Annotated in this window: 13 protein-coding genes, 2 tRNA genes and 1 rRNA gene; 4 read left to right on the top strand and 12 right to left on the bottom strand. The window is 39.9% G+C overall.

What is annotated here, in order from left to right:
- Positions 1-189 precede the first annotated feature (189 nt).
- The 3 genes from ATS72_RS12825 to ATS72_RS12815 form a co-directional block, all read right to left on the bottom strand.
- Positions 190-265: transfer RNA gene (locus tag ATS72_RS12825), tRNA-Ala, on the bottom strand.
- Between the two features lie 44 nt (positions 266-309).
- Positions 310-386 (bottom strand) — tRNA-Ile (locus ATS72_RS12820).
- Between the two features lie 75 nt (positions 387-461).
- Positions 462-1,997 (bottom strand): 16S ribosomal RNA (locus ATS72_RS12815).
- Positions 1,998-2,618: 621 nt separating this feature from the next.
- Here ATS72_RS12815 and ATS72_RS12810 point away from each other — a divergent pair.
- A complete protein-coding gene (locus tag ATS72_RS12810) occupies positions 2,619-3,098 on the top strand; it encodes an RNA recognition motif domain-containing protein (protein WP_008130837.1) in 480 nt (159 codons plus the stop codon).
- Here ATS72_RS12810 and murI read toward each other — a convergent pair.
- Together murI and ATS72_RS12800 are read right to left on the bottom strand one after the other, a co-directional pair.
- Entirely contained in the window at positions 3,061-3,861 is an 801-nt protein-coding gene (gene murI / locus ATS72_RS12805) for a glutamate racemase (RefSeq protein WP_058430362.1), read from the bottom strand. The two genes, ATS72_RS12810 and murI, sit on opposite strands and share 38 nt — an antisense overlap.
- 77 nt (positions 3,862-3,938) lie before the next feature.
- Positions 3,939-5,066, bottom strand: a complete 1,128-nt coding sequence (locus ATS72_RS12800) for a DUF5610 domain-containing protein (RefSeq protein ID WP_008130833.1) — start codon at positions 5,064-5,066, stop codon at positions 3,939-3,941.
- Between the two features lie 162 nt (positions 5,067-5,228).
- On the opposite strand from ATS72_RS12800, the gene trmA reads away from it, so the two are divergent.
- Positions 5,229-6,326 carry a tRNA (uridine(54)-C5)-methyltransferase TrmA gene (gene trmA, locus ATS72_RS12795; protein WP_058430363.1) on the top strand — a complete coding sequence of 366 codons (1,098 nt, stop codon included), beginning with the start codon at positions 5,229-5,231 and terminating at the stop codon, positions 6,324-6,326.
- A gap of 10 nt (positions 6,327-6,336) precedes the next feature.
- Here trmA and ATS72_RS12790 read toward each other — a convergent pair whose 3' ends face one another.
- From ATS72_RS12790 to ccoG, 5 genes are all read right to left on the bottom strand, one after another.
- Positions 6,337-6,789, bottom strand: a complete 453-nt coding sequence (locus ATS72_RS12790; protein ID WP_006794649.1) for a DUF523 domain-containing protein — start codon at positions 6,787-6,789, stop codon at positions 6,337-6,339.
- Between the two features lie 59 nt (positions 6,790-6,848).
- Complete coding sequence (locus ATS72_RS12785) at positions 6,849-7,487, bottom strand: thiol:disulfide interchange protein DsbA/DsbL (protein ID WP_058430364.1); 639 nt, start codon at positions 7,485-7,487, stop codon at positions 6,849-6,851.
- A gap of 16 nt (positions 7,488-7,503) precedes the next feature.
- Positions 7,504-8,127, bottom strand: coding sequence for a thiol:disulfide interchange protein DsbA/DsbL (locus tag ATS72_RS12780; RefSeq protein WP_058430365.1), 624 nt, complete (start codon positions 8,125-8,127; stop codon positions 7,504-7,506).
- Positions 8,128-8,161: 34 nt separating this feature from the next.
- Complete coding sequence (locus tag ATS72_RS12775) at positions 8,162-9,136, bottom strand: serine/threonine protein kinase (protein ID WP_058430366.1); 975 nt, start codon at positions 9,134-9,136, stop codon at positions 8,162-8,164.
- A gap of 75 nt (positions 9,137-9,211) precedes the next feature.
- Positions 9,212-10,642 carry a cytochrome c oxidase accessory protein CcoG gene (ccoG, locus tag ATS72_RS12770; protein WP_058430367.1) on the bottom strand — a complete coding sequence of 477 codons (1,431 nt, stop codon included), beginning with the start codon at positions 10,640-10,642 and terminating at the stop codon, positions 9,212-9,214.
- A 289-nt stretch (positions 10,643-10,931) separates the two neighbouring features.
- Between ccoG and ATS72_RS12765 the strand changes: the two genes are divergently transcribed.
- Together ATS72_RS12765 and ATS72_RS12760 are read left to right on the top strand one after the other, a co-directional pair.
- Positions 10,932-11,291, top strand: coding sequence for a hypothetical protein (locus tag ATS72_RS12765; RefSeq protein WP_006794644.1), 360 nt, complete (start codon positions 10,932-10,934; stop codon positions 11,289-11,291).
- Positions 11,291-11,497, top strand: a complete 207-nt coding sequence (locus ATS72_RS12760; RefSeq protein ID WP_006794643.1) for a hypothetical protein — start codon at positions 11,291-11,293, stop codon at positions 11,495-11,497. The genes ATS72_RS12765 and ATS72_RS12760 overlap by 1 nt, the downstream gene beginning before the upstream one ends.
- Before the next feature lie 39 nt (positions 11,498-11,536).
- On the opposite strand, the gene ATS72_RS12755 is transcribed toward ATS72_RS12760, so the two are convergent.
- Together ATS72_RS12755 and ATS72_RS12750 are read right to left on the bottom strand one after the other, a co-directional pair.
- Positions 11,537-12,124, bottom strand: a complete 588-nt coding sequence (locus ATS72_RS12755; protein WP_006794642.1) for a UPF0149 family protein — start codon at positions 12,122-12,124, stop codon at positions 11,537-11,539.
- Positions 12,125-12,146: 22 nt separating this feature from the next.
- Positions 12,147-12,905, bottom strand: coding sequence for a type II secretion system protein N (locus tag ATS72_RS12750; protein ID WP_058430368.1), 759 nt, complete (start codon positions 12,903-12,905; stop codon positions 12,147-12,149).
- Position 12,906 lies beyond the last annotated feature (1 nt).

Raw genomic sequence — 12,906 nt, 5'->3', positions numbered from 1 at the left:
TACTGCTATCATTCTTTTTTACTTTTGAAAACTCTGTACAAATAACAATGTTATTCATACGAATTTTATTATCAGCTTTTCCAAATTTTTAAAGAGCAAGAGATACAAAAACCTCTCAAAATTAAACACACTCTATTCTCAGGCGATTTAGCTGCCCGATAAAGAATATTTATTTTTAAGAAGTAAAAGTGGTGGAGCTAAGCAGGATCGAACTGCTGACCTCCTGCGTGCAAGGCAGGCGCTCTCCCAGCTGAGCTATAGCCCCACATATGCTGGTCTTATTGTTTAGTTACCGACTTCGTGAAGAAGTGGTGGGTCTGAGTAGATTTGAACTACCGACCTCACCCTTATCAGGGGTGCGCTCTAACCAGCTGAGCTACAGACCCAAACAATAAGTGTTGTTCTCTTTACAATAACAATCATCTGTGTGGACACTACGAACAAATAAGTTCTAAATCGTATAAGGAGGTGATCCAGCCCCAGGTTCCCCTAGGGCTACCTTGTTACGACTTCACCCCAGTCATGAATCACTCCGTGGTAAACGTCCTCCCGAGGGTTAGACTATCTACTTCTGGAGCAACCCACTCCCATGGTGTGACGGGCGGTGTGTACAAGGCCCGGGAACGTATTCACCGCGTCATTCTGATACGCGATTACTAGCGATTCCGACTTCATGGAGTCGAGTTGCAGACTCCAATCCGGACTACGACGCACTTTAAGTGATTCGCTTACCTTCGCAGGTTCGCAGCACTCTGCATGCGCCATTGTAGCACGTGTGTAGCCCTACACGTAAGGGCCATGATGACTTGACGTCGTCCCCACCTTCCTCCGGTTTATCACCGGCAGTCTCCTTAGAGTTCTCAGCATTACCTGCTAGCAACTAAGGATAGGGGTTGCGCTCGTTGCGGGACTTAACCCAACATCTCACAACACGAGCTGACGACAGCCATGCAGCACCTGTATCAGAGTTCCCGAAGGCACCAATCTATCTCTAGAAAGTTCTCTGTATGTCAAGTGTAGGTAAGGTTCTTCGCGTTGCATCGAATTAAACCACATGCTCCACCGCTTGTGCGGGCCCCCGTCAATTCATTTGAGTTTTAACCTTGCGGCCGTACTCCCCAGGCGGTCTACTTAATGCGTTAGCTTTGAAAAACAGAACCGAGGTTCCGAGCTTCTAGTAGACATCGTTTACGGCGTGGACTACCGGGGTATCTAATCCCGTTTGCTCCCCACGCTTTCGTACATGAGCGTCAGTGTTGACCCAGGTGGCTGCCTTCGCCATCGGTATTCCTTCAGATCTCTACGCATTTCACCGCTACACCTGAAATTCTACCACCCTCTATCACACTCTAGTTTGCCAGTTCGAAATGCAGTTCCCAGGTTGAGCCCGGGGCTTTCACATCTCGCTTAACAAACCGCCTGCGTACGCTTTACGCCCAGTAATTCCGATTAACGCTCGCACCCTCCGTATTACCGCGGCTGCTGGCACGGAGTTAGCCGGTGCTTCTTCTGTCAGTAACGTCACAGATATGAGGTATTAACTCACACCCTTTCCTCCTGACTGAAAGTGCTTTACAACCCGAAGGCCTTCTTCACACACGCGGCATGGCTGCATCAGGCTTTCGCCCATTGTGCAATATTCCCCACTGCTGCCTCCCGTAGGAGTCTGGACCGTGTCTCAGTTCCAGTGTGGCTGATCATCCTCTCAAACCAGCTAGGGATCGTTGCCTTGGTGAGCCATTACCTCACCAACTAGCTAATCCCACTTGGGCCAATCTAAAGGCGAGAGCCGAAGCCCCCTTTGGTCCGTAGACATTATGCGGTATTAGCAGTCGTTTCCAACTGTTGTCCCCCACCTCAAGGCATGTTCCCAAGCATTACTCACCCGTCCGCCGCTCGTCAGCAAAGTAGCAAGCTACTTTCTGTTACCGCTCGACTTGCATGTGTTAGGCCTGCCGCCAGCGTTCAATCTGAGCCATGATCAAACTCTTCAATTAAAAAGTTTTGTGTCTTTCGACAGCTCAATGAATTCTGAATTTATTTAATATCTTTCGATATTGAATTGACTGTGCTGAATAACTACCTAAGTAATTATTCTGTTGGTCACTCAGTTTCAATTGAGACTCTAATTTGTTTGCCTCACTACCTAAGTAGCTTGGCTGTTAGAACTCAATCTGTACGAGTGCCCACACAGATGATTGCTTTATATTGTTAAAGAACGTTGCGACGTTGTCGCTAGGGATGCGTATAATACATCCTTTATTTTTCGAGTCAATACTTTGTTTTAAACTTTCTTACGATAATTTAAAACAGAAGTTTTACTTAACTCTCTGAGCCGCTAACACTTTGCTATGCTTCGGCGTTTCCCGTCTCAGTGGGGTCGCATTATAGGGAGATCCGAAAACAGATCAACCCTTTTTTTTAGATCTTTTTACTGTTCGAACAAAATTAGAACAAAACCACAAAAAACCATGTTAAAACACGCTTAAATTGATGTTTTTTTACACTGCTTTTTATAATTTCATATAAATATCATTGCTAAGTTCGTTTAAGACGTTAAGATAGCAAGTTCACAATGTTAAATTAATGTTTATTTCCTGTTTATTGGTAGATCTAAAATGAAATTACCCGATCAAAAATCTTTTATCTTTTCTGTTGTTATTGCTGTAGTTGGTTTTGTTATTGTTAAGTTCGCCCTTGGAAGCTTAGAACTTGACCCTGCAATTGTATTTGCTGTTGGCTTATTAATAGGTGGGCTAGTTATTGCTGCTATGTCTTCTGACGTTTTAGAAGAGGCCGAAGTAAAAACTAAAACACTTTACGTTGGTAATCTTCCTTACCGTGCAAACGAAGGTGTTGTTCGTGCTTTGTTTGAAGAGCAAGGTAAAGTATTCAACGTTCGTCTATTAAAGGATAAAAATACAGGCAAACGTCGTGGCTTTGGTTTTGTTGAAATGGCGCAAGCTGATGCAGACAATGCTATTGCTAACTTGAACGATAGTGAGTTCCAACAACGCACTTTAAAAGTACGTGAAGCAAAACAAAAACAAGAAGATGATTCTAATACGCTTCGAACTCAGGCGGATCAATCAGTTTAACTAGCTTAACCGCAAGTTTATCGCTGATCACATTAGCCGTTGCATAGTATTGCAACGGCTTTTTTATGCCAGGTATATTTTGTGCTAAAAAACCTGACTCGGTTAATAGATAAATAACTCTATTTGCTATTGCTGCACCGGAATCCACCAGCTGAATGCTGTTTTTAAAGTGCTCACTAATCTGCTTTGTAAGTATCGGAAAGTGAGTACACCCCAATACAAGCACATCTGTTTGCTTTTCAAGATTCAAACCTTCAAGTACAGCATGTAATTTATTTGTATCTAAATAGCCATTAAAGAAAAGTAATTCAGCAAGGTTTACCAACTCAACACTGCTATATAAGTTAACAGTTACATTACTAGCGTGCTGCGCTATTAACTTTTTTGTATATGAGCTCGCTATTGTGGCAGGTGTTGCCAGTAAAGCAATGTGATTTGAACGTGTTAATTCTGCGGCGGGCTTGATTGCTGGTACAACACCAACTATGGGTATATCTGTAATTTTGCGTACAGCACTTAATGCCGATGTGGATGCCGTGTTGCATGCTATAACAATTAAATCGACGTTTAGCTTGTTTGACTTAATGAAATGAATGAGCGAACACAAACGATTAATAATTGTTTGTTGTGTTTGAGCTCCATAAGGTAAGAAAGCATTATCCATAAAATAGCTATATTGAGCATTCGGGATACGTTGCTTTATATGTTCAAGTACTGTTGTGCCACCAATCCCTGAATCAAAAACCATTATATGCGCTGACAAACGACCGTTCCTATTATTAGATTAGAACGGCAGTTTGCCATGTGATTTTTGCAAAAGAAAGTAGTTTAATGTTGAGGTTAAACTTCCTCTGCTGTTTGCTTTGTCGCGCTATTTAACTTATTAAGGTTTTCAAACATAGCTTTTGTGTAATCAACCAGTTTATCGATCTCACTTTGATCTTCATTAAGCCACTGCATAATACCTGATAATTGATTTTGAATACCTAGCTCGGTTGCTTTAGAAAATGCCTCTCGGAGGTCATCATTAAAAGGCGCTACTTTATCTGCAATTACTTTTTCTGGAGCCGGTTTATTTTCTTCGTAACCCTTTATTGCAGCAACTGTTTTGGTTTGGCGTAAATCCATTGAAAATGCGACAAGTTGTTCATTGCCTAAACTAAGCTCTTGCGCCTCTTCAAATGCCTGCTCTAAATCGCCGCTAAAAAAGGTCTTACTTACGTTTTGTAGGTTTTCCATTAACTCATTAATTGCTTCTTGCTCTTTATCATTAAGGTCGCCGTTAACTGACATTGAAAATGAAAGCTCTCTCGATTGTGATGATTCACTTACGAATGCCTCCCCTCCCTCACCACGCTGATAGCTACTAGCAGACTGAGATTTAAACGCATCGGCAAAACTTATCGTTACTTCATCACCTTCTGCGGTTGTGAAACTGTACTGAGCATTATTACTTAAACTTGCGTATTGTGCTTGAGTTACCCCCACACTAGCGGGCATTGGGTTGAACAAGTTATCTTCAAACTTATCAAGGCCATCAAAAATACCTTCTTTTGATTTGTTGATTCCCTCTTGGGTTTCATCGTTCAGAACGCCGGATTCTTTTAACTCATCAACAGCGTCATCAATACCTATTTGCACCCCCTTACGGGCATCACTTAGCATACCTTTTAATTTATCGTCATCGGCACCATCAGCTTTTGCTTTATTAACGGCGCCGGTGACAAAGTCGAGTACATTTTTAACTATTGCTTCAAAATCAAAAAGGGGCTTATCTGCTTTTTTTTCTTGAACTGGCAAACCAAGCTGCTCTGCCATTTTATCACCTAAAACTTTAGCAGCTAATTCTTTACCTCGTTGCTGATAGCTGTCTTGCGGAGACGCGATGGTAGGTTGTTGTACGTCAGCTTTGTTGTTGAATTTGTTTATGTTCTGGCTTGGTATAAAGCCATAATTGCCTATTTTCATGAATCGTCTCCTGAGCATGCGTAGTTTATTATCGGCCAGGGCATAAAAAACTAAAGTAAACCGTGCAAAAAAACATCATTTATTCTAGCCAAAACTAGACAAATGCGAACCGCTCCCTACAATAGCGCCGATAAACAGATCTTAGATAAGGTAGTAACGCGAATGGCAGTTATTAAAATAGATACCACACAGTACCAAGCGCAGTTAAGTGAAAAAGAACAGCGTATAACTTCACAGTTTCAACGTTTTGGTGTGAAGCAGCTAGAAGTATTTAGCTCGGAGCCAATTAACTACCGCCAACGTGCCGAATTTAGAGTATGGCATGATGGAGACGATCTGTTTCATATAATGTTTGATCAGCAAACTAAAGAAAAAATACGCGTTGATACGTTTGACCCTGCGGCACCGCTTATTGGTGAAATCATGCAGGTGATGATTGAAAACCTTAAACCATGCGAGGTTTTACGCCGAAAGCTATTTCAAATAGATTACCTGTCTACACTCAGTGGTGAAATTTTAGTGAGCTTGCTTTATCACAAGCCCCTTGATGATGAATGGCTACGTGAAATTAAGTCACTAAAGGCAAAACTGAGTGAAAAATATAAAATAGATTTTATTGGCCGAGCACGTAAGCAGAAAGAAGTGCTAGGTGATGACTTTGTAACAGAGCAATTAACTGTAAATGGCCAAGAACTAATTTACCAACAAGTAGAAAATAGCTTTACGCAACCTAATGCAAAAGTAAATATAAGTATGCTTGAGTGGGCACAAGATTTATGTAAACCACTTAAAAATGATTTACTAGAGCTTTACTGCGGTAATGGTAACTTTTCTATTGCGCTAGCGGGATCTTTTAATAAAGTACTCGCAACTGAAATATCTAAATCGTCTGTTCACTCTGCTCAATATAACATTGCCAAAAACAATGTAGACAACCTAGATATTATTCGTATGTCGAGCGAAGAGTTTACTCAAGCAATGAATGGCGAACGTACTTTTTCTCGTTTAGACGGTATTGACCTTAAAAGCTATGACTGCCAAACCATCTTAGTCGACCCGCCACGCGCTGGTATGGATGAGTTAACCTGTGATTTAGTGGCTAATTACGAAAACATAATTTATATATCGTGTAATCCTGACACACTGGAACGCGATTTAGATCATTTAACGCGTTCGCATAACGTTAAGCGCTTTGCGATATTTGATCAGTTCCCTTATACACATCACATAGAGTCGGGTGTTTTCTTACAGCGTAAATAACCAACCAAAATTAAAGTGCCAGTGCTTTTATAAGTGCTGGTATTTGCTCTTCACTAAATACTTGAACTCCATTCTTTATTAATAATGCTGCAGTTAAACCTAGACCTTCGATTTTTATTCCGCGATGCTTTCCATCATATATTGTATTTCGTCCGCAAGAAGGGCTCGATTCTTTAAGTAAAGCAAAACGAACTTTATTTTTTTTACAAAGTTCTAGCGCTATATTAGCCCCTGTTTGAAATTGCTCTGTTACATCTTCGCCTGAATTAGTAATTACTTTCCCCTGTATTATTTCAGCAGGAGCTCTAGGAGTAGATAGCCCACCAGCCACTTCAGGACAAAAGGATATTATTTTCTTATTACTTTGCCATACCCGTAATTGTGGATGCTGTAATGTTTGTCCTTTCCCATCATAACGAACAGGTTGCCCTAGCAAGCAACTCGATACTAATATTTTTTTCATTGCTACATCCTTATAAAGCAAAAAAGCTCCTTAAGGAGCTTTTTTGGTTTTAGCTAAACTTACTTGTTAGCTAAGTAATTAATTAATTTACTGATATCTTCAGGTGCTGTAACACCTGATTCACGGCCTAAGTTTAATTTATACTTACCGTTTACGATAAATGTGGGCACACCACGAAGAGCACCTTTTTCTTTAAAGTATTCTTGATCGCGCTTCATCTTAGAGCTTAATGTACGAACCGAAAAGCTTTTAAATAACTTATCAAACTTATCGCCATCAACACCTTGCGCAACAAACACATCTTTCACGTCAGCTAATTCGTTAAATTTAGCGCGCTTAGTGTGAATATGATTAAAAATAGCTGCGATAAGTTTCTCTTTTTGAGGAAGTACTTCAGCAGTTGCAAGTGCTTGGCTCATCATTTGTTGGTTTTCTGGATTACGAACCCCCACAAAGTCAACGTGACTCTTTTTAAACTTAACATTTTTATCTAGTTTAGGCTTAAATTCGCTGATCAGTGACTCGTAGTTATTACACGCCGGGCAGTAAAAAGAGAAAAACTCTTTTACTTCTGGCTTTTTAGTGGCACGTTCAGCAATAACATCGTAATGGACGCCTTCTTCGTAGGTCGCCGCAAAGCTTGTTGCTGCCATCGGTAATACTAATGCAAGTAACCCTGCTTTAAGTAGTTTAATCATTCTTATGCTCCAAAATTTATAATGCTAATAAAAACGCAATTAACTCATCAAGTTCTTGTTGGTTTTTTATGGTGTTAATATTGATTTTGTATTTATCGTTAACAATAAAAGTAGGTACACCAGTTAACGCACCTAACTTTGAATATTTGTTTTGCTTATCTTGCATTGCCTGCTCTTCGGCAATAATTGGCATGCTTGCAATCGCTTGGTCAAATGTGTCGCTGTCTATTCCATTTACTTCCAATAGCTTTTTAAGGTCTTTAACTTCTGTTAAAGGCGCACCTTGAATATGGATACTTCTAAAAATTTGGTCAGCTATATTTTGTGCTTGCCCTTGTTGTTTTGCGATTAAGTAAGCAAAGCTTAAATTACTTTGTGCCTGTGGAGATACACCACGTAAAAAGTTGACGTGACTTTTAACAAAATCAGTGCCTTCAGGCAGTTTTTTTTCAATTGCTTTAGCCACTGGTTCAAATTTAAAACAGTGCGGACAATAAAATGAAAAGAACTCTGTTACCTGTGGTGTTGTGCTTTTTTCAGTTTTAATAATCGTGTATTGGTTATTTGCCTCAAACTGTGCAGCAAAGGCTGCAAATGGTAAACATAAAAGAAGTAGGCTCAGTTTTAGTTTTTTAAGCATTAGTGTCTCGTTGTACTCGTCATTAAATAATAATTTACGGCAATAACTTTAACGGCGGTTCTTGCAGTGCAGCAAGTTGTTCTTTAAGCGCTAAAATTTGTTGCTCCCAGTATTTGTCATCAGCAAACCATGAAAAGTTCCGCACAAAAGCTGGATCGCTCCACCTTTTTGCCACCCATCCCATGTAGTGAATAATACGCATTGCTCGCAGCGGTTCAATTAATTTGAGTTGAGCGTGGTCAAAATCACAAAATTCTTCATACGCTCCCACCAAAGTGTCTAACTGTAACAGTTGCGTTGGTCTGTCGCCACTGAGCATCATCCATAGATCTTGAATAGCAGGCCCTTGACGACTATCGTCTAAATCCACGAACATTAGCGCATCGCCAGCCCATAATATATTGCCTGCGTGGCAATCGCCATGTAAGCGAATACAATTTGTATCTTGATACTGCTTTTGTGTCTGCTCAATTACCAAATCTAAAATAGTATAAAAAGCAGTGCTTAATCCCATTGGCACCAAGTTACTTTTTTGAAGATGAACTTTAGCTGTATGCAAATATTCTTCACAGCTTATTGTTGGTCTGTAAGTAAAGGGTTTGGTTTTAGCTACTTGGTGCATTCGACCAATTAAACGTCCCATAACATCAAGCTGATCTAAATTATCTACTTCAAATAATCGCCCACCCACACTTGGGAATACCACAAACATATAACCCTGGTGTTCAAACAAGCTTTGTCCATTATGTAAAACAGGGGCTACAACGGGTACTTCAGCGTCAGCAAGCTCAAAAGCAAAATCGTGCTCCTCTTGAATTTGTGCTTTACTCCAACGCTCGGGACGATAAAACTTTACTACGTAACGCAGACCGTCTTCGGCTTTAAATTGATAAACTCTATTTTCATAACTGTTAAGCGCTAGTAACCCAGACTCGGGATAAATACCTATGGTTTCTATCGCATCAAGTATTAAATCTGGGGTTAAATCTATAAAGCTAAATTTGCTCATGCTCTTCTTATATAAATGAAAAGCGGGTTAAACCCGCTTTTGTTATTGCTATATTTACCGAATTAGAAAGTACGGCTATCGCGCTCTAAAAAAGTTGCTCGATTGCGAAATTGTTTCATCCGGTTCATTAACTGGCGACAATACAAAATTAAACTCTGTTATAGGCGCTTTTAAGTCATAAGGGTCCATAACGAGTGATAATGGCACATTATGCGATTGACCTGCTTGAACAGTAAATACTTGTTTACCTATGTATTTAAAGTTTTCTAGCCCTACCACTTTAATGTTAAAGGTTTGCTCATATTGCGCCTTATTGATGACCTTTAAGGTATATGTGTTTTCAACCAAGCCATTAAAGTCGACACGATATAGCTGATTTCGATCACGAATAATATCAAAGTCCATTGGTTTACGCAGTGCAATATTTGTAACAAGCGCGCCTGTTAGCAACACTAGTATGACCGTATACCCAATAATTTTGGCTCGTAGAGGATTGGTTTTATTTTCTGGCGTCTCAAGATTACGTTCTGTGGTATACGAAATTAACCCTCGCGGGTACTCCATTTTATCCATTACGCCATCACACGCATCAATACACGCACCACAATTTATACACTCAGCCTGCAAACCGTTTCTTATATCAATGCCTGTTGGGCAGACTTGTACACATAGGTTACAGTCAATACAGTCACCTATTTCTAAATCTGCGTGGGCAACCTTACGTGAGCGAGGGCCCCGGCTTTCACCTCGGCTTTCATCATAGGTTACTGTGTAGGTATCTTTGTCAAACATTGCCGACTGAAAACGTGAGTAGGGACAGATATGCAAACACATAATTTCACGCATCCAGCCTGCGTTGCCATATGTACACACAGCAAATACTAAAATGCTCACTAGTGCATAACCGCCAACATTAAAGGTTATAAAATCAGGGAGTAGCTCTCTTATCGGTGTGAAGTAACCAACAAACGAAATAGAAGTATACAAAGAAAACAACACCCAGCTGGAATGCTTAGCTGTTTTTCGCCAGAACTTGTCAAAGTCCATAGGCCGTTGATCGAGCTTTTTACGTTGATTTGCTGTGCCTTCAAGTTTTTCTTCAAACCAGATAAAAATGAAGGTCCATACCGTTTGAGGACAAGTATATCCGCACCAGACTCGTCCATAAAATGTAGTTACCAAAAACAGCGCAAAAGCCGCCAGCATGAATATAAACGCCAGTATGGTGAAGTCTTGAGGCCATAAAGTTAGACCAAAAATATTGTATTTTTGTGCTATTAAATCAAATAGCACGGCTTGCTGGCCGTTAAAGTTTATCCATGGCAAAACCATAAATGCGAGCATGCCTAAAAAACCAATGCGCTGTCTTAGTAATTGGTGAAGACCTTTTACGGCTCTCACATAAATGCGGTTACGGGGGTTAAATCTATCATCTTGACGGCTTAAATCCGGCTTTTGAATTTTTACCTCAACAGGAATGTTTTTTACTTTAATCTGTTTGTCCATCGAAGTTCCTCAACACCGCTTGGAAAATAAAAGCTGAGCACTAATCAAATGCTCTATACTCATAGTGTAGCAAGTAACTTGCTAAGTAAGACTTGTTTAATGAATCATAAATTAAATACTTTCAGATATTTCAGAAATATCTAACTTTTGTTAGTTATTATATCAATATTGGCTAAAATTACTGGTATAGATTACAACTAATTTATTCATCTCAGTTACTTGCTTTTAAAAGGCAGTTTATTACACTGCTTGATAATTCAACCCTATTTAGATCAAGGTTTACGTATCCATGAAGAAGTTTATTATTTTGATAATTGTGATCCTTGCGTTTTTTACCATTGATCATCCACTTGTAAAAGAACCACGCGAAAAGCTATTAGGCGAAGGTATTGGCTTTTTAAGTGATGCAAGTAAAGTAAATAGAAGCCCTGCTGCTAATTTAGCAAAAAACAGAATTAGTAATGAGCTAACACTTTCAAGCTCAGAAAAAGAATACGTAGAAAAAACATTCACCACTGATGACGCAGTTCAGCTATTTAATTTGCGCTACTGTCGTGAACGCGACTTAAACCTTTATTTCTACGCTGAACGCTTAAATAAAGTGTGTAAAATAGTGTCTGAATCACTCGAGCAAAAACGGGCTAAATAATGGACTTTTCTAATTTAAACAAAAAAACCAGTGATTCGTTTCACAAGCAACGTAATATGCTTAAACAGTTAGCACAAGGTAAAACGCTAAAATGCGAAAAATGTAATACGGTACTCACACTCGATTTAGCCACCAGCGAAGTGGGAAAAGGCGTGGTGAAGTGCAAGCAAGGCTGCACAGATATTATTTTAGATCTTGGCGCTTGATATTAATTAAAGCGCCATTACTAAAAAGTTTAACGCTAACTACTCGTCCCAGCCATCATCGTTATACAAACCACTATTGAGCGCCACTATTTCTACTAGCTCTGCAAAACCAAGTGCAAAATCCCCCATAAGGTCATATTGTTGTTCACACAACTGCAATGTATTCATTGAATTTTGTGATGCTATTTGAGAGATAAGCTGTGTATCTAATGCAAAAAAGCTGAGGGTTGCTTGTGCGGTTTCTAAGGCCTCTTTGTACTGTGCATCTAACTTCGTTGCTGCTAATAGCTTTTGCGTGTAAGCATTACTTGCTGTTAAAAAGCCTTGGCTCCACTGCGAGCAAAATGCACTGTCGTACTGTGGTGGCAGTTTATACCCTACTTCAAACACCTGTTCACTTATTTGATGGTAAAACGCCATAAATAAAAATAGCGTTTCTTCATCTAATTCGTTTGCTGAATTATTGAGTATCACATCAACCCATTCGTGCACATCAAGAGGGTCGGGTGAACATATAACGCCAAACAAATAACCTTGGCTTTGTTCAAAGGTCATGGCTTGAGGTTGGGTATTTAGAAATGTGCTGAGCTGCTTAGCATGCAGCTCAGTGAATTGCGGTAGTTGCATTAAAACTCTTTATATCAAAACATTAAAAATTGAGCGGGTAACGACCTTGGCTATCTGGTCGGCCTAAAAACTTAACCGCATCGTGAACATCTTTTGGTAAGCTAGCATCTGGTTTTACATACCCTGCTACGCTAAAGTCAAAGTTAGCTTTAAGAGTGGCATCGGCTTCAAGCCCAAGGGTGTTATCAGGGTTGATTAATATTGCCACATCGCCCGACTTACAGCTTAACTTGCCAGCCAGAGGCCCTATATTAAACCAACCATTTAAGCCTTGCACGTCGATATTTGGGCTCGCTATTTCACCCTTTAATGATTCACAGTAAGGAGCACCAGAGGTGTATTCATCTAGCTCAAGTATTACACGCCCCTTTGCTGTAACAGGTAATGGTAACTGAACTCGTTGCATAGCTCGATCTACCGTTGAGCGAACTAAACCATCTGTTACTTTTAAAGTATGATTAAACAATCCATAGCTGACGGTTGCATATCCCGATATATCGGTGCGTTCGCGAGCATTTCCAAACTTTATATTAGTATTTAAATTGCCAGTAAATAATGCCCAACCGGCGATATCCCAGCGCACATTGTTTAACTGCTCGCCATCAAAACGAACTTGCATTAATTGGCCTTGCCATACAGTGCCTACAGCCTGCCCTACTTCTAACTGCTTAGGGAAATGGGGTTTTGCTAAATCAAGCGCGATAGCTGCGGGTAATTTAATAATACAAAACACAATAAAACTAATTAAAAAGACAGCCGATAATATAATTATTCTTTTCATT

It is taken from the genome of Pseudoalteromonas sp. 13-15, from assembly GCF_001468205.2.
Taxonomy (GTDB): domain Bacteria; phylum Pseudomonadota; class Gammaproteobacteria; order Enterobacterales; family Alteromonadaceae; genus Pseudoalteromonas; species Pseudoalteromonas marina.
The sequence above is the reverse complement of the archived record's forward strand: the minus strand, read 5'-3'. Positions and strand labels throughout refer to the sequence as shown.

What these genes read in the sequence shown, in the direction of transcription:
- ATS72_RS12810 (WP_008130837.1), top strand. Translation starts at nt 2,619, where the DNA reads ATGAAATTACCCGATCAAAAATCTTTTATCTTTTCTGTTGTTATTGCT.
- ATS72_RS12800 (WP_008130833.1), bottom strand. Translation starts at nt 5,066, where the DNA reads ATGAAAATAGGCAATTATGGCTTTATACCAAGCCAGAACATAAACAAA.
- trmA (WP_058430363.1), top strand. Translation starts at nt 5,229, where the DNA reads ATGGCAGTTATTAAAATAGATACCACACAGTACCAAGCGCAGTTAAGT.
- ATS72_RS12790 (WP_006794649.1), bottom strand. Translation starts at nt 6,789, where the DNA reads ATGAAAAAAATATTAGTATCGAGTTGCTTGCTAGGGCAACCTGTTCGT.
- ATS72_RS12785 (WP_058430364.1), bottom strand. Translation starts at nt 7,487, where the DNA reads ATGATTAAACTACTTAAAGCAGGGTTACTTGCATTAGTATTACCGATG.
- ATS72_RS12780 (WP_058430365.1), bottom strand. Translation starts at nt 8,127, where the DNA reads ATGCTTAAAAAACTAAAACTGAGCCTACTTCTTTTATGTTTACCATTT.
- ATS72_RS12775 (WP_058430366.1), bottom strand. Translation starts at nt 9,136, where the DNA reads ATGAGCAAATTTAGCTTTATAGATTTAACCCCAGATTTAATACTTGAT.
- ccoG (WP_058430367.1), bottom strand. Translation starts at nt 10,642, where the DNA reads ATGGACAAACAGATTAAAGTAAAAAACATTCCTGTTGAGGTAAAAATT.
- ATS72_RS12765 (WP_006794644.1), top strand. Translation starts at nt 10,932, where the DNA reads ATGAAGAAGTTTATTATTTTGATAATTGTGATCCTTGCGTTTTTTACC.
- ATS72_RS12760 (WP_006794643.1), top strand. Translation starts at nt 11,291, where the DNA reads ATGGACTTTTCTAATTTAAACAAAAAAACCAGTGATTCGTTTCACAAG.
- ATS72_RS12755 (WP_006794642.1), bottom strand. Translation starts at nt 12,124, where the DNA reads ATGCAACTACCGCAATTCACTGAGCTGCATGCTAAGCAGCTCAGCACA.
- ATS72_RS12750 (WP_058430368.1), bottom strand. Translation starts at nt 12,905, where the DNA reads ATGAAAAGAATAATTATATTATCGGCTGTCTTTTTAATTAGTTTTATT.